General features: G+C 70.0%; 24 protein-coding genes. 18 read left to right on the top strand and 6 right to left on the bottom strand.

Translation table 11 applies throughout. The features are described 5' to 3' along the window. Positions 1 to 77: 77 nt before the first annotated feature. On the bottom strand, positions 78 to 2,288 hold the full coding sequence (locus H9L41_RS06965) for a patatin-like phospholipase family protein (RefSeq protein ID WP_051318992.1): 2,211 nt from the start codon (positions 2,286 to 2,288) through the stop codon (positions 78 to 80). Positions 2,289 to 2,299: 11 nt separating this feature from the next. Beyond that, entirely contained in the window at positions 2,300 to 3,199 is a 900-nt protein-coding gene (gcvA, locus tag H9L41_RS06960; protein ID WP_245589204.1) for a transcriptional regulator GcvA, read from the bottom strand. 143 nt (positions 3,200 to 3,342) lie between these two features. On the opposite strand from gcvA, the gene H9L41_RS06955 reads away from it, so the two are divergent. From H9L41_RS06955 to H9L41_RS06925, 7 genes are all read left to right on the top strand, one after another. Next, on the top strand, positions 3,343 to 3,651 hold the full coding sequence (locus H9L41_RS06955) for a DUF2917 domain-containing protein (RefSeq protein WP_034606890.1): 309 nt from the start codon (positions 3,343 to 3,345) through the stop codon (positions 3,649 to 3,651). Positions 3,652 to 3,797: 146 nt separating this feature from the next. Next, positions 3,798 to 4,001 (top strand): hypothetical protein, encoded by a 204-nt coding sequence (locus tag H9L41_RS06950; RefSeq protein WP_028446175.1) that lies wholly within the window; start codon positions 3,798 to 3,800, stop codon positions 3,999 to 4,001. A gap of 97 nt (positions 4,002 to 4,098) precedes the next feature. Continuing rightward, a complete protein-coding gene (locus H9L41_RS06945; RefSeq protein WP_028446174.1) occupies positions 4,099 to 4,743 on the top strand; it encodes a glutathione S-transferase family protein in 645 nt (214 codons plus the stop codon). Between the two features lie 329 nt (positions 4,744 to 5,072). After that, positions 5,073 to 5,735, top strand: coding sequence for a glycerophosphodiester phosphodiesterase (locus H9L41_RS06940; RefSeq protein ID WP_028446173.1), 663 nt, complete (start codon positions 5,073 to 5,075; stop codon positions 5,733 to 5,735). Between the two features lie 118 nt (positions 5,736 to 5,853). Next, the gene (dapA, locus tag H9L41_RS06935) at positions 5,854 to 6,732 is read left to right on the top strand and encodes a 4-hydroxy-tetrahydrodipicolinate synthase (RefSeq protein ID WP_028446172.1); all 879 of its coding nucleotides are present in this window, start codon (positions 5,854 to 5,856) and stop codon (positions 6,730 to 6,732) included. Between the two features lie 26 nt (positions 6,733 to 6,758). Beyond that, the gene (gene bamC, locus H9L41_RS06930; protein ID WP_051318990.1) at positions 6,759 to 7,943 is read left to right on the top strand and encodes an NlpB/DapX family lipoprotein; all 1,185 of its coding nucleotides are present in this window, start codon (positions 6,759 to 6,761) and stop codon (positions 7,941 to 7,943) included. 260 nt (positions 7,944 to 8,203) lie between these two features. Continuing rightward, positions 8,204 to 8,533, top strand: a complete 330-nt coding sequence (locus H9L41_RS06925) for a hypothetical protein (RefSeq protein ID WP_034606888.1) — start codon at positions 8,204 to 8,206, stop codon at positions 8,531 to 8,533. 192 nt (positions 8,534 to 8,725) lie between these two features. Here H9L41_RS06925 and H9L41_RS06920 read toward each other — a convergent pair whose 3' ends face one another. Beyond that, positions 8,726 to 8,881: a hypothetical protein gene (locus H9L41_RS06920; protein ID WP_157461966.1), complete on the bottom strand. Its 156-nt coding sequence runs from the start codon at positions 8,879 to 8,881 to the stop codon at positions 8,726 to 8,728. Positions 8,882 to 9,134: 253 nt separating this feature from the next. Beyond that, positions 9,135 to 10,589 (bottom strand): aminotransferase-like domain-containing protein, encoded by a 1,455-nt coding sequence (locus tag H9L41_RS06915; RefSeq protein WP_051318989.1) that lies wholly within the window; start codon positions 10,587 to 10,589, stop codon positions 9,135 to 9,137. Positions 10,590 to 10,791: 202 nt separating this feature from the next. Between H9L41_RS06915 and H9L41_RS06910 the strand changes: the two genes are divergently transcribed. The 6 genes from H9L41_RS06910 (at position 10,792) to H9L41_RS06885 (ending at position 17,781) form a co-directional block, all read left to right on the top strand. Beyond that, entirely contained in the window at positions 10,792 to 10,947 is a 156-nt protein-coding gene (locus H9L41_RS06910; RefSeq protein WP_157461965.1) for a hypothetical protein, read from the top strand. Between the two features lie 242 nt (positions 10,948 to 11,189). Next, positions 11,190 to 12,965, top strand: a complete 1,776-nt coding sequence (locus H9L41_RS06905; protein ID WP_028446170.1) for an ABC transporter ATP-binding protein — start codon at positions 11,190 to 11,192, stop codon at positions 12,963 to 12,965. A 177-nt stretch (positions 12,966 to 13,142) separates the two neighbouring features. Further along, positions 13,143 to 13,310, top strand: coding sequence for a hypothetical protein (locus H9L41_RS06900; RefSeq protein ID WP_157461964.1), 168 nt, complete (start codon positions 13,143 to 13,145; stop codon positions 13,308 to 13,310). A gap of 397 nt (positions 13,311 to 13,707) precedes the next feature. Beyond that, positions 13,708 to 15,552 (top strand): hypothetical protein, encoded by a 1,845-nt coding sequence (locus H9L41_RS06895; RefSeq protein WP_034606887.1) that lies wholly within the window; start codon positions 13,708 to 13,710, stop codon positions 15,550 to 15,552. A 311-nt stretch (positions 15,553 to 15,863) separates the two neighbouring features. Continuing rightward, a complete protein-coding gene (locus tag H9L41_RS06890; RefSeq protein WP_028446169.1) occupies positions 15,864 to 17,252 on the top strand; it encodes a DUF1501 domain-containing protein in 1,389 nt (462 codons plus the stop codon). 49 nt (positions 17,253 to 17,301) lie between these two features. After that, on the top strand, positions 17,302 to 17,781 hold the full coding sequence (locus tag H9L41_RS06885; RefSeq protein ID WP_028446168.1) for a DUF6985 domain-containing protein: 480 nt from the start codon (positions 17,302 to 17,304) through the stop codon (positions 17,779 to 17,781). Positions 17,782 to 17,881: 100 nt separating this feature from the next. Here the strand turns inward: H9L41_RS06885 and H9L41_RS06880 are convergent, their stop codons facing one another. Then, positions 17,882 to 18,205 carry a hypothetical protein gene (locus H9L41_RS06880; RefSeq protein ID WP_157461963.1) on the bottom strand — a complete coding sequence of 108 codons (324 nt, stop codon included), beginning with the start codon at positions 18,203 to 18,205 and terminating at the stop codon, positions 17,882 to 17,884. A 192-nt stretch (positions 18,206 to 18,397) separates the two neighbouring features. Between H9L41_RS06880 and H9L41_RS06875 the strand changes: the two genes are divergently transcribed. From H9L41_RS06875 to H9L41_RS06855, 5 genes are all read left to right on the top strand, one after another. Further along, the gene (locus H9L41_RS06875; RefSeq protein ID WP_028446166.1) at positions 18,398 to 19,060 is read left to right on the top strand and encodes a hypothetical protein; all 663 of its coding nucleotides are present in this window, start codon (positions 18,398 to 18,400) and stop codon (positions 19,058 to 19,060) included. A gap of 90 nt (positions 19,061 to 19,150) precedes the next feature. Continuing rightward, positions 19,151 to 19,933 (top strand): tetratricopeptide repeat protein, encoded by a 783-nt coding sequence (locus tag H9L41_RS06870; protein WP_028446165.1) that lies wholly within the window; start codon positions 19,151 to 19,153, stop codon positions 19,931 to 19,933. A 155-nt stretch (positions 19,934 to 20,088) separates the two neighbouring features. Further along, on the top strand, positions 20,089 to 20,541 hold the full coding sequence (locus tag H9L41_RS06865) for a hypothetical protein (RefSeq protein WP_028446164.1): 453 nt from the start codon (positions 20,089 to 20,091) through the stop codon (positions 20,539 to 20,541). 470 nt (positions 20,542 to 21,011) lie between these two features. Continuing rightward, the gene (locus H9L41_RS06860) at positions 21,012 to 21,575 is read left to right on the top strand and encodes a lysozyme (RefSeq protein ID WP_051318988.1); all 564 of its coding nucleotides are present in this window, start codon (positions 21,012 to 21,014) and stop codon (positions 21,573 to 21,575) included. 33 nt (positions 21,576 to 21,608) lie between these two features. Then, positions 21,609 to 22,790, top strand: coding sequence for a hypothetical protein (locus H9L41_RS06855; RefSeq protein WP_034606884.1), 1,182 nt, complete (start codon positions 21,609 to 21,611; stop codon positions 22,788 to 22,790). A 76-nt stretch (positions 22,791 to 22,866) separates the two neighbouring features. On the opposite strand, the gene aspS is transcribed toward H9L41_RS06855, so the two are convergent. Then, a complete protein-coding gene (gene aspS, locus H9L41_RS06850) occupies positions 22,867 to 24,660 on the bottom strand; it encodes an aspartate--tRNA ligase (protein ID WP_028446163.1) in 1,794 nt (597 codons plus the stop codon). Between the last annotated feature and the right edge of the window lie 77 nt (positions 24,661 to 24,737).

Here is a 24,737-nt window from a genome sequence, read left to right as displayed (position 1 = left end):
CGCCAAGCCGGCCACAGGACACCAGGTCCGCTGCCCAAAAGACGCCGGCCCCACTCACCGGCCTCCCCGCTCGAACCTCAGAACCCCCCATTGATGCTCATGTACACGCGCGCATGGTGATTGCCGCCATAGCCGATGCCGAAATACGCCGGCCCGATCCGCGTATCGCTGCCGACGAACAGCGCGGTCGAATACAGCACCGCGTCGTCGTCGTCGTCGAAATTGCCGTCGAACACCGAGCGTTCGACGCGCGCCGCCTCGAGCGACAGGCCCCAGAAGCCGGCCGTGCCGAACAGCGGCGCCAGCCGCGTCACGTCCTGCGAGATGCGCAACCGGCCGCGCATGATGTGTTCGGCCCGGATCGAGTCTTGCGGATAGCTCGACAGGTTGAACAGCCCGCCGGCCGCCGGCAGCGTCTCGATCGAGTCGGCCGTGCCGCGCGCATAGGAGAAGTCGATCAGGCCCGACCAGTCGCCGACCCGCCGCGCATGCTTGAGCGACAGCTGGCTGGCCAGGTAGTTGGAATCGGCGCCGAGCGTCTGCAGGCCATGGAACAGGTCCAGCCGCGCATAGCTGCCCTCGCGCGGATAGCGCGCGCTGTCGAGCTGGTCGTAGGCCAGGCTGAAGCGCACGCCGCCGTCGTCGTCGACCGAATCGGGCAGCGTCGAGGCGCCGGTCGCGCGCGAGAAGCGCGAACGGCTGCGCTCCAGCCCCAGCCGCACCTCGCCCCAGCGGCCCCATACCGAACCGATGTCGAAATTGACCACCCGCCGCTTGCGCCGGTACTCGGCCTCGCGCCGCTCGCTGAAATAGAGCGGGATCGGGTCGTCGGCCACGCTGCCGCCGATCGCGGCGAACAGCTCGCCGTTGAGGGTGGCCGGCTGGTAGAACTCGCTGGCCAGCCCGCGCGCATCGCCGAGCCAGGCGCGCGTCTTCCATTCGCCGCCGAGCCGGTTGATCCAGGCGCGGCGGTACTGCGCCTGCAGCATGAAGGCCGCGTCGTCCTCGAAGTCGGTGCGCAGGCCGAGGCCGATGTCGAGATAGCCCGGCCCCCACGGCTTCTCGTGCGGCTGCAGCTCCACCACGCTGCCGTCGGCGCCGGGCAGCACGCGGTAGTCGATCTGCTCGAAATCGCCGCGCGCATAGACATTGCCGAGCTTGCGGTGGAAATCCGGCACGTCGAGCGGCTGGCCGAGCTTGACGTCGAGCGCCTCCTTCAGCACCGCCGGGTTGACGAAGCGGGTCGGCGTCACCTCGACCGCGCGTACCGGCGCCGGCGGCGCGCGGCGGGCCACCAGCTGCGCGCGCCAGGCGGCGAAGGCGGCCTCGTCGACGCGCAGCGCAGCCAGCTGCGGCAGCAGCTCGCGCGCCGCCGCCTCGCCGGCCTCGATGCCGCCGGCGCCGTTGACGAAATCGGTGGACGACAGCGCACCGAGGTCGGGCCGGATCAGGATGTCGCGGCTGGCCAGCTGGCGCACCTGCTCGTCGACGTTGCGCTGGGTCAGCGTGCGCACGGTCTGGTCGGAGATCGACAGCACGTCGGTGGCCTGCTTGCGCGTCAGCAGCGGCGAGCCGACGTCGACCGCGATCACCACGTCGCCGCAGACGCCGCGCGCCACGTCGATCGGCAGGTTGCGCGCGATGCCGCCGTCGACCAGCACCCGGGTGTCGCGCTCGACCGGCGGGAACACGCCGGGCACCGCCATGCTGGCGCGCATGGCGGCCGCCACGTCGCCGCGCGACAGCACCACCATGTCGCCGCTCTCCAGGTCGGCCGCCACCGCGCGGAACGGCAGCGGCAGGTCGTCGAAGCGCGTCGGCGCGGCGTTGTCGACCAGCTGGCGGATCAGCAGGTCGACCTTCTGGGTGCCGATCGCGCCCTTGGGCAGCAGCAGCTGGCCGTCGTCCGACAGCCCCAGGCCCAGGCTCATCAGGTTGAGCCAGTCGTCCTGCTTGTCGTGGAAGCTGCGCTGGCGCCGGCCGGGGCGGTCGTCGAGCACCTCGTTCCAGTCGACCGCGCGCACCTCGCGCTCGATCTCGGCCGCCGGCTTGCCGGTCGCGTAGACCCCGCCGACCAGCGCGCCCATGCTGGTGCCGACCACGCAGTCGACCGGGATGCGCGCCTCCTCCAGCACCTTGAGCACGCCGACGTGGGCCAGCCCGCGCGCGCCGCCGCCGCCGAGCACCAGCGCCACCCGCGGCCGCTCGGCCGGCTGGGCCAGGCCGGCGACGGCGGCGAGACAGAGGGCGGCCAGGCCCAGGCGGGGGGAAAAGCGCGCTCGAAGCATCGGTCGGGTCCTCATGGGCGGGCGGACGGGTCGTTCGGGAAGCTGGCCTGCACTTCGGCCTTGAGCCAGTCGATGAAGGTCTGCAGCACCGGCCGGTGCGGCGGCGGGGTCGGCGTCACCAGCCAGTAGCGCCACTGGAACGGCAGCGAGGTGTCATCGAACAGCCGCACCAGCCGGCCGGCCTCCAGGTCGTCGGACACCAGCGAGCGGCGCGCCAGCGCGACGCCCTGCGCCGCCACCGCCGCCTGCACCAGCAGGCCGGAATCGTTGAACACCAGGCCCTGGGTCGGCTCGGGCCAGTCGAGCCCGGCCTGCCTGAACCAGGGCTGCCACGGCTCGCCCTCGCCGCGCAGCAGCGAGCGGCCGGCCAGGTCGGCCGGGCGCTCCGGCAGGCCGCCGGGCAGGTTCGGGCTGGCCACCACCATGAAGCATTCGTCGTAGAAGAAGGGCTCGGCGTGCACGCCGCGCCAGCCGCCGGCGCCGAGTCGGATCGCCAGGTCGATGCCGCCGACCGCGAGCTGCTCGACCTGCTTGGACGACTGCACCCACAGCTCGACCTCGGGATTGCGCTCGATGAAGCCGCCCAGCCGGGGCGTGAGCCAGCGCGCGACGAAGGACGGCAGGCCGGTGACGGTGAGCTTGGGCCGCGCCCGGTCGCGCCCGATCGCCTCCAGCTCGCGGCCGACCTCGACCAGCAGCCGGTTCAGCACCACCGCCAGCCGCTCGCCCTCGGGCGTCGGCGCCAGCCCGCGGCCCTGGCGGGCGAACAGCGGGTAGCCGAGCTGCTCCTCGAGCGACTTCACCTGGTGGCTGACCGCGCCGGGCGTGACGAACAGCTCCTCGGCCGCGCGCGCCACGCTGCCCAGCCGGGCGACCGCCTCGAAGGCGCGCAGCGCGGGCAGCGAGGGCAAGCGTCCAGGTGTCTCGAATATTGAATCCAATTCAATACTCCGCTGAAAAACCATCGATTGTCCCGGCCCTGCCGGAAGCGAAGAATCCGTACTCAGCGCAGGCCCGAAGGCGGCCGCGGCGCGATACCGGAAGGAGCGCGAAAATGTTGTACCAGTTTATCGAATACGAGCAACGTTTGGCACGGGACCAGGTGCTGTCGCTGGACAGCGTGGACGGGTTCCGCATCGTGGTGCGCGAGGGCGGCCTGTGGCTGACCGAGGACGACGGCCCCGACGTGATCCTGCAGGCCGGTGAGCAATACCGGCTGCATGGCCGCGGCAAGGTGGTGCTGCAGGCGATCGACGGCGCGCGGCTGGCGCTGCCGAAGCTGGCCGCGAGCGGTCCGTGGCAGCGCATCCGCGCGCTGTTCGCCGCGGCAGACGAACCGGCGGCACCGTGCAACTGCGCCTGAGCCCGCTGGCCGGCGCCCGAAACCGGCGCTTCGTCGCCTCCGGCGCACATTGGTCGCAAGCCGCTCGAAAACGCCGCGGCGGACTCGCACACTCCCGGCCATGAACCAGCCCGCCGGGCTCGTCGGAACGGAAAAGGAGCGGCACCATGGACCACCCTGTCGACCACTCTCAACGCGTCGGATCGCAACACCGTTTCGACGACCTGCTGGAACCGATCCTGTTCGTCGCGGCCGGCCTGCTGTTCGCCGTGGTGCTGGTCTTCGGCGACCGGCTGCCGGCCGAGGCACCGGCGGCCGACCAGGTCGGCGGCAGCGCGGCGCAGGCCGCCGCGCCCGCCAGGCCGGCTTGAACGCCGCGGCCGATCCGGCCATCCTCGTCTCGCATGCGGCCCGCCCGTCCCTGCCGACGCGCGGGCCGATCCTTTTCCCCCAGCCAGGAAACCGCCCATGATCCACCTGCACTACAGCCCCGGCACCGCCAGCATGGCGCCGCACATCGTCCTCGAGGAGATCGGCGCGCCATACCAACTGGTCCGCATCGATCAGGAAGGCGGCGAGCTCGCCTCGGCGGCCTACCGCAAGCTCAATCCCAACGGCCTGATCCCGGTGCTGCGCGACGGCGAGCTGGTGCTGTACGAAACCGCCGCGATCTGCCTGCACCTGGCCGACACCCACCCGGAAGCCGCGCTGGTCCCGCCGGTCGGCAGCGCCGCGCGCGCCGAGTTCTACAAATGGCAGAGCTGGCTGGCCACCACGCTGCAGACCGCGCTGATCGTCTACTTCTATCCGCAGCGCTGGGCCGACGACGCGGCCGCAGTGGCCCAGGTCAAGGCGCATGCCCAGGCCAAGGCGACGGCGCTGCTCGAGCAGATCGACGCGCAACTGGCCGGCCACGGCGGCCCCTGGCTGCTGGGCGAGCAATACGGCGTGGCCGACGGCTACGCCATGATGCTGTGCCGCTGGACCCGCAACTTCGACGGCCGCAAGGCGCGCGACTTCCCCCATCTCGCGCCGTGGCTGCAGCGCGTGCTGGCGCGGCCGGCGGTGCAGCGCGTGTTCGCGCGCGAGGAACTGGCCGAGCCCTGGGTGTGATCCAGCCGGGTTCCACGGCTCGGCCCACCGAGCAGGCACCCGGCCAAGCCGGGCGCTTTCGGGCAGAGCAGGCTCGGCCTACGGCGCTCCTAGATTCGCTCCTACTCCCCCGCCCTCGTCGCCGCGAGGGTGCCTCGCTGCGCTCGTTCGCATCTGCTTTGGCCTGCAACGTGTCATCGATCCGAGCTCATAACGAAACCGATGGCGCGAGCTAAGGCCTAGAATGGCGGAACCGCCGCGCATCGCGGCGGCAGCCGGGACCGGGGAGGCGGTTCCGCCGGCGGCGCCGGCATCGATATCCGGCCCGCGCACCAGCAAGGACCTGCGCCATGCATCTGCTCGCCCACCGCGGCTATCACGCCAGCCATCCCGAAAACACGCTCGACGCCTTCGCCGCCGCGCTCAAGCTCGGCTTCGAGGGCATCGAGACCGACGTGCGCGTGAGCGCCGACCACGAACCGGTGCTGTTCCACGACCGCGTCGCGCCCAGCGGCGAGCCGGTCGCCGCGCTGACGCGCAAGCAGCTGTCCGACGTCTGCGGCTATACCGTGCCGACCCTGGTCGAGGCGCTCAACGCCTTCCCCAACACCTTGTGGAACGTCGAGATCAAGACCCCGGCGGCCGCCAGCGTGGCGCTGCCGCTGCTGTCGCACTTCGAGGACAGCCACCGGCTGCTGGTCACCTCCTTCCGCCACGAGGTGGTGCTGGCCGCGGCCGAGCTGCTCGGCGCCGACTGCGGCCTGCTGTGCGCGCACCGGCCGGCCGCCATCAACAGTCTCTTGCACGCGGTGATGCCGCACCGCAACCTGCGCACCCTGGTGTGGGACTGCGAGATCGTCGACCCGGACATCCTGCGCCAGGCCAACGCGCTCGGTTTCCGCAACGCGGTATACGGCGCGAAGACCGCCTACGAGCACCAGCTGATGCGCGAATTCGGCGTCCATACGGTGATCACCGACTACCCGCAGCACGTCGGCCTGCGCCCGGCCTGAACGGTCCGGGGGAACCGAAAGCGGGGTCGGCCACACCTAGCCGTGCAGCAACGACGAGCGGATCGTATTCGGGTTAGAATCGCCGCTCCCATCCCTACCCGCCTCCCGGATGCACAACATGTTGAAAGGCAGTCTGGTCGCGCTCGTGACCCCGATGTTCGAGGACGGCAGCCTCGATTTTGCCAGCCTCTCCAAGCTCGTGGACTTCCACGCCGAGGCCGGCACCGCAGGCATCGTCGCGGTCGGTACCACCGGCGAATCCGCCACCGTCGACGTCGACGAACACATCGCCATCGTCCGCGCCACCGTCGAAGCCGCCCGCGGCCGCGTCAAGGTGATCGCCGGCACCGGCGCCAATTCCACCCGCGAAGCGATCGAGCTGTCCCGCCTGGCCGAAAAGGCCGGCGCCGACATGACGCTGTCGGTGGTGCCCTACTACAACAAGCCCACGCAAGAGGGCATGTACCTGCATTACAAGGCGATCGCCGAGGCGGTCGCCATTCCGATGATCGTGTACAACGTGCCCGGCCGCACCGTGGCCGACATGAGCAACGACACCATCGTCCGGCTGGCCGAGATCCCCAACATCGTCGGCGTCAAGGAAGCCACCGGCAATATCGCCCGCGCCGCCGACCTGGCGCTGCGCGCGCCCGCCGACTTCGCGCTGTACTCGGGCGACGACGCGACCGCCCTGGCCTTCATGCTGCTCGGCGGCCACGGCGTGATCTCGGTCACCGCCAACGCGGCGCCGAAGCTGATGGCCGAGATGTGCGCCGCCGCACTGCGCGGCGACCTGGCCGCCGCCCGCGCCGCCAACGACAAGCTGCAGGGCCTGCACGCCCAGCTGTTCGTCGAAGCCAACCCGATCCCCATCAAGTGGGCGGTCAGCAAGATGGGTCTGATGCCGGCCGGCCTGCGCCTGCCGCTCACCCCGCTCACCGCCGCCAGCGAAGCCCCCGTCCGCGCTGCCCTGCTGCAAGCAGGCATCGAGCTCTAATCGAGATCCAAGGAAGTCCGTTCAACATGATTCGCTCGACCCGCACCGCGGCGGCCCTGTCCGCCGCCTTCCTGGCCGCCGGCTGCGCCAATGTCCACATTCCCTTCATCGGCGGCGGCGACCAGGAACCCGAAGCGCCGGCCTATGCCCAGTCGCGCCAGTCGATCAGCAACCGTCCGCTCGAAGTGCCGCCCGATCTCAGCTCGCCCGAATCGGCCGCCGGCTATGCGATCCCCGGCCTCAACGGCGTGCAGCTGACGCCCGAAGGCCAGAAGGTGCTGGAAACCGGCGCCGTGCTGCCCAAGTTCGACAAGGTGCGCATGGAAAGCGCCGGCGGCCAGCGCTGGCTGGTGGTCAACGCGCCGGCCGAGCAGGTCTGGCCGCAGGCCCGCCAGTTCTGGCTCGAGCAGGGCTTCAAGCTCAACATCGACAGCCCGGCCACCGGCATCCTCGAGACCAACTACCTCGAGCAGAAGCCCGAGCTGCCGGTCGGCACCATCCGCGCGGTCATCGCCCGCGGCCTCGGCACGCTCTACAGCACCGGCCTGGTCGACCAGTACCGCATGCGCATCGAGCGTGGCCAGGATCCGAACACCACCGAGATCTACATCAGCCACCGCGGCATGGAAGAAGTGTTCACCCAGAAGGACAAGAGTGAAACGCGCTGGACCGTGCGTGCGCCCGAGCCCGAGCGCGAGGCTTCCCAGCTCAAGCTGCTGCTGGTGCGCTTCGGCGTGACGGCCGAGGCCGCGGCCCAGGTGGTGGCGTCCAAGCCGGTGGACGGCAAGGCCGGCGACACCGCCTCGCTGCCGGCCGGCCCGGCCCGCGCCCAGCTGGTCATGCTCGACGGCAAGCAGACGGTGCAGCTCGACGAAGGCTTCGACCGCTCCTGGCGCCGCGTCGGCCTGGCGCTCGAACGCGCCGGCTACAGCATCAGCGACCGCGACCGCTCGCTCGGCCTCTACTACATCCGCCCGAGCGCCTTCCGCAAGAACAAGGACGACGGCGGCGGCTTCTGGGACAAGCTGGCCTTCTGGCGCGACGATGCCAAGAAGCCGGGCGACGACGGTCCGCAGGGGCCGGAGTACCTGGTCATCGTGTCGGGCAAGGACGCACGCAGCACGGTGCGCATGGCCAACCGCGACGGTTCGGCGCTGCCCGAGCAGCAAGGCGCCGGCCTGCTGCAGCCGCTGTTCGAAGAACTGCGCTGACGCCAGCGCGCTCCGCGCCGAAGAAGCCGCCGCTCACCCCGGCGGCTTTTTTGCGTCCCGGCGCTTCGCGAACCCCACCGTGGCACTTTTGCCACGTTCTGCCGCAGTGCAACAAATATCCATATGGAATATTCCATCATCATGGATAATGCGCGCCGCGCTCACCGAGCGCAGCCGTGCCGGCGCCGATCCCGATGCGCCGCGGCGGCCCCGTCGCCCGCCGTGCGCCCGATCCGCACCGCCGGCCAGAAGGAGGCAACGTGCCCATCGTCTTGCGCATCACCCTGACCCTGCTGCTTGTCCTGACCTGCGCGCCGGCGCGGGCGCTCGATCTGAGCGGCCTGTTCGCCGACGTGGCCCGCGTCGACGCCGTCGTCGATGCGATCCAGGTCGCGCCCGCCCGCTTCGCGATCGAACCGTTCGCCGCGCGCCGCCCGGCCACGCTGGCGACCCCTCTCGAACCGGTCTACGCACCCGCGCTCGACGAGCCTTTCGGCGAACCGTCCGACGCGCTGGACGAGGTCGATCCGTACCGGCCGAGCGCATCCTTGACGGCGCCGGCCGCAGCCGCCCGGCCGCCGCTGAGCTGATTGCCGACTTCCCATCGCGTCCGCCGCGGCGGACGCCTACCCGTGGCAAGCATCGAGCCGGCGCGCAGACCGGCTCGATGAATTGACGACCGCCGGCATTGCCGGCGGTTTTTTTATGCAGCTCACGTCCTTGAACCCCAAAGAAACACGGCGCCCTGGGGCGCCGTGTCGCTGTCGTCTGCTGCCGTCGACTCAGCCATGGCGGGCTGCGCCGTCGTTCTGGGCCACCTGGGTGGCGGCGGCCGGGGTATCGGCCGGTTGCGGGCCGCTGATCAGGGCGACGGCGAACAGGGCGGCCAGGCCGGCGATCAGGGTGCCTTCGAACAGTTCGTTGATCCGGGTCTTCATGATGTGTGTCCTCGAGGTGGCGGGTTCGGTTTGCGTTGCAGCGTCGTGCTGCAGTGAGGCCATGATGCGCGAGCCGAGGACACGGTTGGAGTGGGATGAGACAGGTATGCACCGGCGTGGGATGGACGACGTCCAGCGCCGATGAAACGAGAGGGCGCCGCCCGGGCGCCCGTTCCAGTTACGGCATGCGGAGAAAGCGCTGCGTGGCGCGATCGACCGGGCCCTTGTCCGGATCGGCGGATGCGCCGCCGGCTCAGGCCGGGACGGCCTCGCCGGCCCGTTCGCGCGGCGACGGCTCGGCCCGCATCGCCCCGGCCAGTCCGCCGATCACCCGGATCGCCTCGGCGATCTCGCCGTTGAGGCCGTAGCCGCAGTTGATGCGCAGGCAGTTGCGGAAGCTGTCGCCGAGGCTGAACAGCGCGCCCGGCGCGAAGGTATAGCCGCTGACCAGCGCGCGGCGGCGCAATTCGGTGGCGTCGATGCCGCCCGGCAATTCGACCCACAGCAGGTAGCCGCCCGGCGCGCAGGCCACCCGCGTGCCCTCGGGGAAATGGCGGTAGACCTCGCAGCGATAGGCCGACAGGTTGTCGGCCAGCCGCCCGCGCAACCGCCGCAGGTGCGGCTCGAACTGGCCGCTGGCCATGAAGGCGGCCAGCGTGCGCTGCATCAGCAGCGGCACCGCGGCGCCGTGCGCCAGCAAGCCGGCCTCGACCCGCAGCCGCTCGCGCCCGGCCACCACGTAGCCGATGCCGACGCCGGGCCCGGCCAGCACGCCGAGATCGGCGCAGTACAGCACCCGGCCGTCGCGGTCGAAGGCCTTGCACGGCTTGGGCCGGCGGTCGCCGTGGTAGAGGTCGCCCAGGGTGTCGATCTCCAGCAGCGGCACGCCGTGCTCGGCGGTCAGCGCCACCAGCCGCGCCTTGGCCTCGTCGCTCATCAGGCTGCCGGTCGGGCTGGGGAAGTTGGCGGTCACCACGCAGGCGGCGACCCGGTTGTGGCGCAACGCGAAGGCCAGCGCCTCGACCGACAGGCCATCGCACGGATGGGCCGGGATCTCCAGCACGCGCAGGCCGAGTCCGGCCAGCAATTCGAGCTGCAACAGGCCGCTCGGCGCCTGGATCGCCACCACGTCGCCCGGCCGCGTCAAGAGCCGCAGGCACAGGTCGGCCGCCTCGTGGCCGCCGTGGGTGACCACGATCTCCTCGGGCCGCCAGTCGCAGCCGAGCAATACCGAGCGGCGGGCGATCTGCTCGCGCAGCGCCGGCACGCACTGGTGCGAATGGCGGCCGAGCAGGTCCGGGTCCTGCCGCAGCTGCTGCTTGAGCAAGCGGTTGAGCGCCTCGGTCGGGAAGTAGTCGGGCGAGATGTTCGACAGGCCGAGCCAGTCGTGGCACTGGCTGCGGGTGAATTCGTGCACCAGCTTGCGGTGGCCTTCGAGCTCGATCGCCTGCGGCAGGCCGGGCACCGCGCACTGGCTCGGCGGGGCGAAGGCGCGCACCTGGCGCCGCACGAAGAAGCCCTGGCGCGGCCGCGCCTCGATCAGGCCGGCATCCTCGAGCCGGTGCAGCGCATGGGTGACGGTGGCCGGGCTGGCCTGGTGCAGCGCGCACAGCTGACGCACCGAGGGCAGCTTGTCGCCGGCCTGCAGCACGCCGGCACGGATGCGGCCGGCCAGATCGTCGGTCAGGGCTTGGTAGCGCGTGGTCATGGTCGGCGGCGGAAGCGGGCGGGACTGTCATCATACGCAAGCCGTTTCATCGCGGTATCGGCACAGCACGGTGCCAAATCGATCGACACAGCGGCGCAAAAGCCCCGGCTGTACCGATCGGCCGCGCGCACCGCTGCGTCTAAGCAGGCCCGGGCCGCCCGCCTACACTGGCGCCGTCGTCCACACCCCACCGGAGGCCGCCATGCTCGACCGTATCCTTGCCCACCTGCAGCCCGGCCATCGCCTGCCGGCCGCGACCGCGCCCGACTGCTGCGTGCTGCCGCAGCCCGACGCCGAGCCGCATCCGCGCGACCACGTCGCCCGGCTGCGCGCCGAGCTCGGGCTGCCGCTGCTCTAGCCTCGCCGCAGCGCTAGATGATCCTCATGTAGGAGCGGCTTCAGCTGCGAATGGCGCCGGTCGCTCGACAGCCATTCGCGGCTGAAGCCGCTCCTACACGGTGCCCGGCCCGCATGCGAAGCAGGCCGACGCCGAGCACCCAGGCCAGCTCGCCGTACCACGCCATCCGCCGCAACTGTGCCGTGACTTGCCCCGCGCCTTGCGCGTATCGTTCGCCCCCAGCCCACCTGCCAGCCCCCGCCATGCATCCACTCAAGAAGCTGCTGCGCTACGCGCGCGCCTACCAGGCCGATTTCCGCATCGCCACGCTGTACTCGGTGCTCAACAAGTTCTTCGACATCCTGCCCGAGGTGCTGATCGGGGTGGCCGTCGACGTGGTGGTCAAGGGCGACCAGAGCTTCCTGGCGCAGAAGGTCCTCGGCGGCCTCGGCATTACCGACACCTGGCACCAGCTCTTGGCGCTCGGCGCGCTCAACGTGCTGATCTGGGGCGGCGAATCGCTGTTCCAGTACCTGTACGAGGTCAAGTGGCGCCAGCTGGCGCAGGACATCCAGCACGCGCTGCGGCTCGACGCCTACGACCATGTGCAGAAGCTCGAGATGGCCTATTTCGAGAACCAGCGCACCGGCAACCTGATGTCCATCCTCAACGACGACATCAACCAGATGGAGCGCTTCGTCAACGGCGGCGCCAACCAGATCATCCAGGTGTTCTGCTCAAGCGTGATGGTCAGCGCGGTGTTCTTCGCGCTGCAGCCGGCCATCGCGCTGGTCGCCCTCCTGCCGGTGCCGGCCATCCTGTTCGGCGCCTTCTGGTTCCAGAACCGGCTGGCGCCGCGCTACACCGAGGTGCGCGAGGCCGCCGGCGACGTCAGCGCGCGGCTCAACAACAACCTGCTCGGCCTCGCCACCATCAAGGCCTTCGCCACCGAGGACTTCGAGACCCGCCACATCGACGAGGCCAGCAACGCCTACCGCCAGGCCAATGCACGGGCGATCCGCATCAGCTCGGCGATCACGCCGGTGATCCGGATGGCCATCCTGGCCGGCTTCACCGCCACCCTGGTCTACGGCGGCTGGCTGGCGCTGCACGGCGAGCTGGCGGTCGGCGCCTACTCGGTGCTGGTGTTCCTGACCCAGCGCCTGCTGTGGCCGCTGACCGGCCTGGCCGAAGTCGCCGACATGTACCAGCGCTCGCTGGCGGCGATCGACCGCGCCATGACGCTGCTGGCCACGCCGATCAGCATTCCCTACGCCGGCCGTCACTTCCCGGTCGCCGAGGCGCGCGGCGAGCTGCGTTTCGAAGGCGTGCAGTTCGCCTATGGCGACACGCCGACGCTGCGCGACATCGACCTCGCCATCCCGGCCGGCCAGACCGTGGCCTTCGTCGGCACCACCGGCTCGGGCAAGTCGACGCTGATCAAGCTGCTGCTGCGCTTCTACACGCCGCAGGCCGGCCGCATCCTGCTCGACGGCCAGCCGATCGACGGGCTCGACCTGCAGGACCTGCGCCGCGCGATCGGCTACGTGGCGCAGGACACCTTCCTTACCGACGGCACCATCGCCGACAACATCGCCTACGGCGTGAGCGGCGCCGACGAGGCCGCCATCGCCGCGGCGGCGCGCCAGTCCGAGTCGATGGAATTCATCGACAAGCTGCCGCTCGGCTTCGCCACCCGCGTCGGCGAGCGCGGCCAGAAGCTGTCGGGCGGCCAGCGGCAGCGGCTGGCCTTGGCCCGGGCGATCCTGAAGAACCCGCCGGTGCTGATCCTCGACGAGGCCACCAGCGCGGTCGACAACGAGACCGAGGCCGCCATCCAGCGCTCGCTCGAGGTGGTCAGCCGCGGCCGCACCACGCTGGTCATCGCCCACCGGCTGTCGACCATCCGCCATGCCGACCGCATCCACCTGATGGAAGGCGGCCGCATCGTCGAGAGCGGCAGCCACGAGGAACTGCTGGCGCTCGACGGCGGCTATGCCGCGCTGTGGCGGCTGCAGACCGGCGAGCGCATGCACTGAGCGCGGGCGGCGGCGCACCGGGCGGCGCCATGCTGCCCGGATGAGCAGGGATCGCCGTTGTCAATCACGTTGGCATTATTCCTGCTACGCTCCGTCATCCACCTGCCGGGAAAGATTGGAAATGTCGCGCCTCGCTGTGATCGTCACCATGCCGGCCCGCACGGGCTACCCGCAGCCATGAACCCGCCGTCGCCGCCCGATGCGCTGCTGCGCGCCTGGATGGAGGTGCTGGCCACCCGCTCGCACCAGCTCGACAATTCGACCAGCCTGCCGCGCAGCCGGCTGGCCGGTGGCGGCCGGCCGCTGCCCGCCTGCCCCGGGCGGCTGTACGGCAAGGCGGCCTGAACGCCGTATCGCTTGAATGCCGGCGGTCATCGCGTCGGCAACGGTTCGAAATCCCCTCCCCACCCGAACCCGGCATCCGGATGTCCTTTCCTGGATGGATGGGCGCGACGTACCTCCCCCACGGCAGCACCCGTTCGACCGACGCTCCCTCGCCCTGCCCCTCCCGGAGCGAAAGGGTTGGCCGCATCCCGCTCGGGCCGTGCGCCATCCCATCCTGTCATTTCATGCTGTGGACAAACCCCGGCACAGTGGATAAGTGCCGCAATTGGTCACATCCCGACCGATTTGGTAAATCCTACAAAGCCTTGACCCACCTCATTCGCCACGCCATGACAGTCAAATCCCATTGGCATGGAAGCTGCTGAAGCGGCGGCGGACTCTTCCGGACACGGCACGCATGACCTCGATACCGACACCCCTCCGCCACGGCTGGCTGGCGCTGATCCTGACCGCAACGCTGGCCGCCTGTGGCGGCGGCGGTGGCAGCGGCGACAGCGGCGGCGGCACGCCGCCCAACAATGGCGGCGGCGGCACCAATCCGACGCCGGTACCCACCCCGACGCCCACTCCGCCGCCGGCCGGCATGCAGGTGGTCGACGACGCCGGCTGGGACGACACCGCGGTGCGCAAGGTGCTGCAGGTGTTCGCCTGGGGCGGCCAGGCCAGCGACGCCCAGATCACCGCCTGGGCCGCGATGGCGCCGCGCGCCGCGATCGTCGAGATGATCAGCTTCGCGCCGACCAATCCCAAGCTCTCGCCGCCCGGCGACGCCGACGTGCTCGGCAGCGGCGACGGCAGCCTGCGCGCCCTGTCGGCCTACTGGAGCGGCACCGCCAGCCCGCTGCCGGCCAAGCGCCGCGGCGACTTCGGCTTCGAGAACTGGCGCGGCCCGCACAACCTGGTGCTGCAGGCCGGCCATACCCGCGGCCTCAACCCGGTGCGCTACAAGCTCGGCTGGTGGGAGACCAACTACCACCTGGTCGCCAACACCGAGGCCGGCGTGGCCTGGCAGCAGGTCGGCACGCTGTTCGACAGCGTGACCGGCGCGCTCGGCGCCGGCCGGCCCTACCGCGAGGTGCTGGCCGAGGCCGCCTCCAGCGCGGCGATCGCCAAGCAGTACGGCCACGACCGCAACAAGATCAAGAAGGGCGTGTTCTACGGCAACGAGGACTTCGCCCGCGAATACCACCAGCTGTTCTTCGGCGTGCTCGGCACCAACCTGGCCGAGGACACCGCCAACGACTACCACGAGTCGATCTCGGTCAAGAACACCGCGCGCCTCCTGACCGACATGCCGCTGGCCGAATGGGACTCGGTCGAGGTGCGCTTCGGCACCGAGTACCACAACGTCGCGCCGCTCGAGATCCTGCACCAGAGCATCTCGGGCGCGAACGCCCGCGAGAAGATCTTCGCGCTGGCCAAGGTCGACATCCGCCATGCCGACAGCCAGGCCAACCTGCCGATCATGATCGCCCAGGGCCTGGCCGACGACACGCTGGCCAACGCCGACAGCGCCACCGAGGCCAAGAAGGCCGAATTGCGCAAGGTCTGGGCCCAGCTCGGCGACCAGCCCGACGGCCTGCTCGAATACCTGCGCTGGTACGCGATCTCCAAGCAGTTCCACAGCGCCGGCCGGGTCAAGTACTGGACCCAGCTCGACTACCACCTGCTGGTCGCCAACCGCATGAGCCTGACCCAGCGCGAGAACCTGATCGGCCTCTACGAGCCGACCCAGGTCAACGGCTGGCGCAACAGCGATGCCTACGTGGTGTTCGCGCCGAGCCACAACGTGTTCGGCCATACCACCGGCGTCGAATCCTCGCAGAGCGCCGACGTGTTCCGCTCGATCTACAACCGCGCGGTCAACGAATACAGCTGGAATGCGCGCCAGGGCAGCTACACCAACCAGAACGAGGCCAGCGGCAGCAAGGACTGGGGCTCGGTCGCGCCGAAGAACGCGGCCGGCGCCTATGAGGTGAAGGCCGTGGCCGAATGGCTGTGGCAGCGCTTCATCGCCGACGGGCTGACCCACTTCGGCGACGCCGAGCGCCAGCAGGTCTACGCCCTGCTCGCCACCGGCCTCGCCGCCACCGCCGGCACCGACCTGGCCGCCCAGGGCGCGCTCACGATGAACCTCGGCGCCGCCGACCAGAAGCAGCGCGACACCGCCAACCTGCGCGTCAACATGGCCGCCGCCTTCATCACCGCGACTCCGTTCGCATTCGTTCAACAAGGACGATGAGCGCGCCATGGCGATTTCCTACCTTTGCTCAGGATCGAACCGCAGCGCAGGCCCCGGCGAAGCCGGGCGCTTGCGGGCGGTAAGGGCTCGGCCACTGGCACGCCCCTGATTCAGCCTTACTTCCCCCGCCCTCGCCGCTGCGAGGGAGCCTCGCTGCGCTCGCATGCGGTTATTTCAACCCATGCTTTTCAATCCCTTGCTTTCTGAGGCGCTGAGATGCCGACCGCCGAACTGCACACCCCCGCCGCCGACCTGAACCAGGCCTGGACCGCCGTACTCGCCCTGCTCGCCGCACTGAAAGGCGCCACCCGATGAACCGCCGCGACTTTCTCCGCTTCGCCGCCGCCACCGGCGCGCTGACCTGGCTCGACGCCCCGGCCTGGGCCGCGCCGCTGACCCGCCGCGTGCTGGTCGACATCACCCTGCCCGGCGGGCCCGACCTGCGCCACCTGTTCCCGCCGGCGCCCGATTCGAGCCCGGCCAGCTACGCCTACCAGTACTGGCAGGCCCGGGCCAGCAGCCACGGCATCGCGGCCGGCTCGCAGCAGGCGGTGGTGGACCGCTTCGCCACCGCCTACGACGCGGCCGCCACCACTGCCGGCACCCAGTTCGGCATCCTCAAGCAGTGCGGCTGGCTCAAGAGCATGTGGAGCGCCGGCAAGGTCGCCGTGCTGCACAACGTACTCGGCGCCACCAGCCGCGACCATGCCCACGCCCAGTTGGTGCTCGACCACGGCGACCGCGGCACGCTGCCCAACCAGCTCGGCAAGGCCGGCTGGGGCGGCCGGCTGGTGGCCGGCCTCGGCGGCAGCGCGCGCATCGTCTCGGTCACCCGCGCGCCGCGGCCGTTCTGCTACGGCCCGCACCCGACCGACCGGCTCGACCACCGCAACGACCGCCTGCTCAACATCAAGAACTCGCGCGCGCTGGCGCTGACCGAGGCGGCCAGCCAGGACAACAACCAGAACAAGGCGATGGCCAACTCGCTGCGCGCCTACTACGAGGCGCGCGCGGCGGCGCTGGGCCAGAGCGATGTGTTCGGCCGCATCGTCCAGAGCGAGCGCGGCCTGCGCCAGTTCGGCAGCGCCATGACCAGCGCGCTGGCCGGCATCCCGGTCCCGGCCGCGGTGCAGGCGCTCTACACCGGCCAGCCGCCGAGCCGGCTCAACTCGGGCTACTTCGGCGAGCAGATCCGCAACCTCTACGACACGCTGCAGACGCGCGACATCCTCGACATGCGCGTCGCCTCGCTCGATTACGGCGGCTGGGACAGCCACGACGGCGAGATCGACATGATCGAGCCGCGGCTGGCCGACCTGTTCGGCACCGGCCGCGCGCTCGACACGCTGTGGCAGGCGCTCGATCCGCAGAGCCGCGCCAACATGGTGTTCGTCATCGCCGGCGAATTCGGCCGCCAGCTCAAGTCCAACGGCGGCGCCGGCACCGACCACGGCCGCGGCATGCAGGTGATCGTGATCGGCGAGTCGGTGAAGGGCGGCTTCTACGGCGACCCCTTCCCCGAGGCCGAGCTGGCGCGGCTGAGCCAGAACAGCCCGGACGTGGAAGGGCTGACCGCGATCGAGCGGGTGTTCGGCGTGCTGGCCGACTGGGTGGCGCCGGGCGCCGGCGACGTGGTGTTCCCCGGCCGCGGCGGCATGCCGCTGGAGAGCGGCAATCCGCTGGGATTCATGAAGGCCTGACCGGCGGCGGCGGCGCGGCCCGCCGTGCCCGCCGACGAGGAGCGACGCCATGTTTGGCCTGTTCAAGACGCCCGAATACTTCGATCCGCAGCTGGGCCGGCTGGTCCGTTCGCGCGGCTACTGGCGCGGCGCGGTCGATCTCGGCCCGTTCGGCAAGGTGCCGCTGGCGCTGGCCGGGCCGCGGCTCTCGCCCGATCCGGCCGCGCTGGCCGCCGCCCGCGAGGTCACGGTGCAGTTCCCGGCCCTGCAGGCGCCGACCGAGCGCGCGCTGTTCGAGCACTACCACCCGTACGCCGAGGCGCTGGCGGCCGGCGAACTGCCGCCGCCGATCGAGCCCATGCCGGCGCTGACCTCGCCGGCCATGGTCTGGCCGCACGTCTCGCTGGCCTTCCTCAGCATCGGCCCGATCAGCGGCCAGCTGACCGTCGAGCTCGGCTACGCCACCGCCTGGGACGAGGAACACACGCTCGGCGCCCGCTTCCGCCAAGGCGCGCTGGTCGAGCTGTGCGGCAGCGCCGTGCCGCTCTGACGGCCGCGCGCAAGCGGACACGCCGCGGGTCGCGCGGCGTGTCGGGCATCCGGATCGGGATGGGGGATACAGGCGGGGTGGGGAAGCGGCCGTCGCCGGCTCAGGTACGCGACGACAGCAGGCCGTCGACCAGTTGCTCGATCAGCTTGCGGTTGTCGGGCGACAGCCGCGCGATCTTGCTCAGCAGCAGTTCGTCCGGCGTCGGCTCGGCCACCCGGTCGTTCCTGCCGTCGCCGAGCGCGTAGTCGGGACCGAAACGCAGCCATTCGGTGGAGACGCCGAGCCATTCGGCCAGCGTGCGCAGCTTGTCCTGCGTCGGGATCGCCTCGGCCTCGAGCCACTTGCGCACGGCGCCGGCCGATACCGGCTTGCCCTTGAAGCGCTGGTTGAACGCCGCCATCACCGCCGGCGGCTTCAGGTCCATGTTGAACTGCTTCAGCCTGGTTTTCAGCCGGGCGGAAAAGGCCCGCCGCTCTTCGATTCGTTCCATGCCGTCCAAGCTATCAGCGCGGAATTTTACTATCAGTCGACACGAACAATCACTAATGGTAATTTCCCGGTACGAATATATTCACCGCCGGTTCCGGCGGGACCGCAGCGCCAGGGAGGAACAAGCATGAACAACGGTCAATGGTCGGCTCCGCCCGAGGACTGGCGCGCCCTGTGCCGGCGGGTGTTCGGCGAGATGTCGCAGGCGGTCCAGCCCGGCGGCGACGACAGCGGCGGCCTCTTGCAGGCCGCGCTGCTGCTGTCCGCGCTCGACCGCCACTGCGGCGAGCAGCCCGATCCGGCCGACCTGCGCCGGCTGGTGGCGCTGGCACGGGTGGCGATCCGCACTTCCCGGCTCGAGGGCAGCTTCGTCGAATGCGCCGACGAGCCGGGCGCGACCGGCCGGATCCTGTACGACTACCTGCGCTTCGAGTTTTCCGGCCACGTGTTCTACCGCTACAAGCTGGCGCCGGCGCAATCGGACCAGACCGGGAACACGCGCTGCGGGCGCGCCATGATCCTCAGCCAGATCCGCGACGTGCAGGTCCTGCGCGTGCTGGCGCCGACCCGCATCGCCTTCGCCTGCCTCGACCTGCGCAACGACGCCGACGAGGCGGAAGCGCTCGACATCCTGTTCGCCCGGCTGGAGAAGGGCGGCGTGATCGCGGTCGACCACCGCGGCCGCGAGCGCTCGATCGCCAGCCTGGTCAACAGCCGGCCCGGCCTGCGGCTGCGGCGGCCGAACCTGATCGATCTGCCTTGCGGGCTGGGACTCATCATGCGGCGCTGACTGTTATCGATACCGTCGCGGCGGTTGCGAGCGCTTGCTCGACGCGTGCCTATAATCGAGGCACCGATAACGAGAACGGAGCAAGACGACATGTCCAAGTGGAACGCTTTCCCCCACGACGCCGCGGCTTTCGACTACGCCGGCGACAAGCTCTGGACGCACTGGGAGCGGTTGCATGCGGGCGACCAGGAGCCGTGGCCGGAGGACGAAGCCAGCCAGGACGCCTGGCGCGCCTACCACCGCGGCGACTTCCAGAACGCCGTGGCGCTGGGCCTCAAGGCCGAGACCGCCTCGGGCATGAACGCCGCCAACAAGGCGCAGTCGATCTACGCGACCTACCTGGTCGACGACGAGGACGAGAAGAAGGAACTGTTCGAGGAAGTGGCCGACCGCGCCGAGGTCGCCGCCAAGGAGAACCCCAACAACGTCAACGCGCATTACCAGCACGCCTACGCACTGGGCCGCTACAGCCAGGCGATCTCGATCGCCAAGGCGCTGACGCAGGGCCTGGCCGGCAAGTGCAAGGCCAGCCTCGACAAGACGCTGGCGCTGGCGCCCGAGCATGCCGAAGCGCATATCGCGCTCGGCGCCTACCATGCCGAGATCATCGGCAAGGTAGGCAGCATGGTCGGCTCGCTCACCTACGGCGTCTCCAAGGACGCCGCCGAAGCCCACTACGCCCGCGCGATGGAGCTGATCCCCGACTCGGCGATCGCGCGCATCGAATACGCCAACGGCCTGCTCACGCTGTTCGGCAACAAGCGGATCAAGGACGCCACCAAGCTGTACGAAGCTGCCGCGGCGCGCGAGCCGCTCGACGCGATGGAACGGCTCGACGTCGAGTTCGCCCGCTCGGAGCTGACGGACGACTGATCGCCCGTCCCTTCGCCGCGATGGCCGCCTCCGGGCGGCCATTTTCTTTGCGATGATGCATTCGTCATCGTGGGCTGCTAGCATTGAATGCGCTCGGGGTGGGGGCCCTGGCGAACCGGCATCGACCGGTCCGTCCGCATTGGAGGAATACTTTCATGAAACTCGCCCCCCGCTTCGCGTCGCTGCTCGGCGCGCTGCTGCTGTCCCTGCCGGCGCTGGCCGCCGTTCCCACCCACAGCGTCTGGTCGCAAAAGCCGCTTGCGCTGGTCGACCCCGGCCTCGGCAGCTTCTCGCCGACCTCGGGCAACATGGCCACGGTCTGGAACGAGAAGACCCGCAACGGCCACCTGCACATCACCGCCCAGGCCAATCCCAACCTGCAGTACGAGTTCAACCTGGTCAGCATCGGCGTCAGCGACAACGACAGCCTCAACGGCCTGTGGGACATCTACCGCAACGGCACGCTGGTCTGCGCCGGCTGCCACGGCAAGGCCTACGGCCTGAGCCAGCCGGTCGGCAACTACTTCAAGCTCTACGTCGGCGACAACAACTGCTACCGCGAGGCCTGGCACTACAGCGGCTATATCACCAATCGGCTCGACTTCTAGCGCCTCGTGTCGACACGGGAGCCCCGTCAAGATCGACCGCTCGTGCAGCCCCGGCGAAGCCGGGGGTTCACGGTCAGTTCGAGCTCCGTCAACGGTGCTCCCTGGTGGATTCCTACTCCCCGCCCTCGCCGCTCCGAGGCCCCCGGAGGCGGTCCCCCACAAAGTCGAAGACTTTGCGGGTGGACCAGAGGGGGCTTCGCTTCGCTCGATCTGTGACCACGGCGCCGGCCATCGCATATCCCAGGTAGCGCTCGCACAGGTAGCGCTGAGCGCTGACAAACAGGATGGCCCTGGGCGCATGCGGGCCAGCACAGGCAAGGTATGGCGCCGGGCTTAACGTCGACCACCTGGCATTCGCGCAATCCGCTTCGTATGGTGAGGCAGGCCCGCCGGGCCGCATTCCCGCCCCAGCCGCCGGCAACGGCGGCGTGATCCGCAACCAACGCTGCATCAGATCGTGAGGTTCCATCATGGCGCAACGCGACGTCTGCATGGCCGCCGTCAACCTGGTGAAGTCCTTCGAGGGCTGCCCGGACGGCGATCCGAGCACCGCCAACATCGACCCCTACCTCGACCCGGTCGGCATCTGGACCATCGGCTGGGGCCATGCCATCACCTACGATGGCCGCTTCCTGCGCGGCGAGGCCGACCGGCCGCAGGTCAAGACGCTCTACCCCGACGGCATCACGCTCGACCAGGCCACCCAGCTCCTGCAGGGCGACCTGATCGACGCCGGCCGCGACGTGCTGTCGGTGGTGGTGGTCGATCTCAATGACAACCAGTACGGCGCGCTGACCAGCTTCACCTTCAACCTCGGCATCGGCAACCTGCGCAGCTCGACCCTGCTCAAGAAGCTCAATGCCGGCGACTACGCCGGCGCGGCCGACCAGTTCCTGGTCTGGGTCAAGGCCGGCGGCAAGACCCTGCCCGGCCTGGTCAAGCGCCGCCAGGCCGAGCGTGCGCTGTTCCTCAGCCCGGTGGCCGGCACCGCCCCGACGCCGGCGCCCTGCCCGCCCGCCCCGGCCGCGTCCTGAACGACCACAACCGATACCCACGGAGGAAACGCCATGCCGCTCCACCGCTTCGCCGCTCCGCTGCTCGCCCTGGCGCTCGCCGCCGGGGCCGCCGCCACGCCCGCGCCGGCCGAGATGCCGGCCAGCGCGACACCGGCCGCCTCGACCCCGGCCGCCGCGCCGCCCACCGTGCCGGCCACCGCCAGCGCCCTGCCGACCGCCCAGGCCCAGACCTGGCAGATCGCGCCGATCCATCACAGCGAGGTGTTCGCGGTGCCGCTCAACGCCGGCCAATCCTGCCCGCCGCCGGCCGCGGTCGGCCGGATCCAGCTCCAGGTCGGCGGCATCGACACCGGCCTGCGCGCGGTCGGCTGCGACAGCGGCAACCGCCAGCTCAGCTTCTGGCTGCGTACCGTCTCGCTGATGCCGGGCAGCAACGTCGACGCCGCCTGGGAGCGCATGTTCGGCAGCCCCTGGACCGCGCGCGCCGAGGATTTCGTCCGTACCCTCGACTACTCGGCCGTGCTGCCGGCCGCGGCCGGCGACGGCACGCTGGGCCAGTCGCTGTTCGACGGCCCGATCGCGGTCAAGGTGCTCAGCCCCGACCTCGCCGCCATCGGCCTCGCGCTGATCGCGGCGATCTGGCTCGCGCTGTTCTTCCTCGGCCGCAACACCGGCCTGATCCGCGACCCGGGCAGCCAGCCGCTGGCGCAGCGCAGCTACAGCCTGGCCCGGCTGCAGATGGCCTGGTGGTTCGGCATCGTGGTCGGCAGCTACATCTTCCTGTGGGTGGTCACCGGCGGCCAGCCGACGCTGAGCGCGCAGGCGCTGAGCCTGCTCGGCATCTCGGGCGCCACCGGGCTCACCGCGGCCGGGCTCGATGCCAACAAGAACACCGTGTTCCCGCCGAGCCAGGGCTTCTGGCGCGACATCCTGACCGACGCCAACGGCATCACGCTGTATCGCTTCCAGATGCTGGTGATGACGGTGGTGCTCGGGCTGTTCTTCGTGATCGAGGTGGTGACCCAGCTGGCGATGCCCGATTTCGACGGCAATACGCTGACGCTGCTGGGCATCAGCGCCGGCGGCTATGTCGGTTTCAAGCTGCCCGAGCAGCACGGCGACGGCAGCGACGACGCGGCGCAGCCGGTTGCGGTCGCCGCGACCGAGCCCGACCCCAAGGCCGGCTATACCGAAGCGCCGATGCCCCAGGGCGGCACGCAGGCCGCCGGCTGAAGCCGCTGGCCGGCGAAGGCAAAGAAAAAGGGACGCCGTGGCGTCCCTTTTTCCTGCTCGTCCGGGCCGGCCGCGATCAGCCGGCCACCTGCGGCGGATTGCGCAGCTTGATGTGCAGCTCGCGCAGTTGCTTCTCGTCGACCGCGTTCGGCGCGTTGGTCAGCAGGCACTGGGCGCGCTGGGTCTTGGGGAAGGCGATCACGTCGCGGATCGACTCGGCGCCGGCCATCAGCGTCACCAGGCGGTCGAGGCCGAAAGCCAGGCCACCGTGCGGCGGCGCGCCGTAGGCGAGGTTGTCGAGCAGGAAGCCGAATTTGTTCTGCGCTTCCTCCGGACCGATGTTGAGCGCCTCGAACACCGTCGACTGCATGTCGGCACGGTGGATACGGATCGAGCCGCCGCCGATCTCCCAGCCGTTCAGCACCATGTCGTAGGCGCGCGCCTTGCACTTGGCCGGGTCGGTCTTGAGCAGTTCGACGTGCTCGACCTTGGGGCTGGTGAACGGGTGGTGGCAGGCGGTGTAGCGCTTGTCTTCCTCGTCGTACTCGAACATCGGGAAGTCGACCACCCACAGCGGGCGCCATTCGCGCACGAAGTAGCCGCCGGCCTCGCCCTTCTCGTGGCCGATCTTCAGCCGCAGCGCGCCGATCGCCTCGTTCACCACCTTGGCCTTGTCGGCGCCGAAGAAGATGATGTCACCGTTCTGGGCGCCGGTGCGCTCGAGCGTGGCCTTGAGCGCGGCTTCCGACAGGTTCTTGACGATCGGCGACTGCAGGCCGGCCTCGTTCGGCTGGGTGACGTCGTTGACCTTGATGTAGGCGAGGCCGCGGGCGCCGTAGATGCCGACGAACTGGGTCCAGGCGTCGATCTCGCTGCGGGTGAAGGCGGCGCCGCCAGGCACGCGCAGGCCGACCACCCGGCCGCCGTCCATGTTGGCCGCACTGGCGAACACCTTGAACGCCACGTCCTTCATCACGTCGGTCAGTTCGGTGAACTTGAGGTCGACGCGCATATCGGGCTTGTCCGAGCCGTAGTAGAACATCGCGTCGTCGTACTGCATGCGCGGGAAGCTGCCCAGGTCGACGCCGATGGCTTCCTTGAACACGTGCACCGCCATCGATTCCATGATGTCCATGATCTCGTCCTCGTTCAGGAACGAGGTCTCGATATCGATCTGGGTGAACTCGGGCTGGCGGTCGGCGCGCAGGTCCTCGTCGCGGAAGCACTTGGTGATCTGGTAGTAGCGGTCGAAGCCGGCCACCATCAGGAGCTGCTTGAACAGCTGCGGCGACTGCGGCAGCGCGAAGAACTGGCCGTCGTGCACGCGGCTCGGCACCAGGTAGTCGCGCGCGCCTTCGGGCGTCGAGCGGGTCAGCATCGGCGTCTCGACGTCGATGAAGCCGCGGCTGTCGAGGAAGTTGCGCACCAGGAGCGCCACCTTGTAGCGCAGGCGCAGGTTCTTCTGCATGGCCGGGCGGCGCAGGTCCATCACGCGGTGCTGCAGCCGGGTCATCTCGCTGAGGTTCTCGTCGTCGATCATGAACGGCGGGGTGACCGAGCTGTTGAGGATCTCGATCTCCTTGGCCAGGATCTCGATCTCGCCCGAGACGAGGTTGGCGTTGGTGGTGCCGGCCGGGCGCTCGCGCACGATGCCCGTCACCTGCAGCACGAATTCGCTGCGGACGCTGTCCGCCAGCTTGAAGGCTTCGGGCGTGTCGGGGTCGATCACGACCTGCACCAGGCCTTCGCGGTCGCGCAGGTCGATGAAGATCACGCCGCCATGGTCGCGGCGGCGGTGGGCCCAGCCCTTGACGGTGACGGTCTGGGAAAGGAAGCGCTTGTCGATCAAGCCGCAATAATCGGTACGCATGACGTAAGTCCTGAATGGCTCGCCCTCGTGGGGCGTGGAATAGGCGGAAATCGGCGAAGGGGAAAAGCGGACGGGCT

The sequence above is a fragment of the Chitinimonas koreensis genome, from assembly GCF_014353015.1.
GTDB classification, from domain to species: domain Bacteria; phylum Pseudomonadota; class Gammaproteobacteria; order Burkholderiales; family Chitinimonadaceae; genus Chitinimonas; species Chitinimonas koreensis.
The sequence above is the reverse complement of the archived record's forward strand: the minus strand, read 5'-3'. Positions and strand labels throughout refer to the sequence as shown.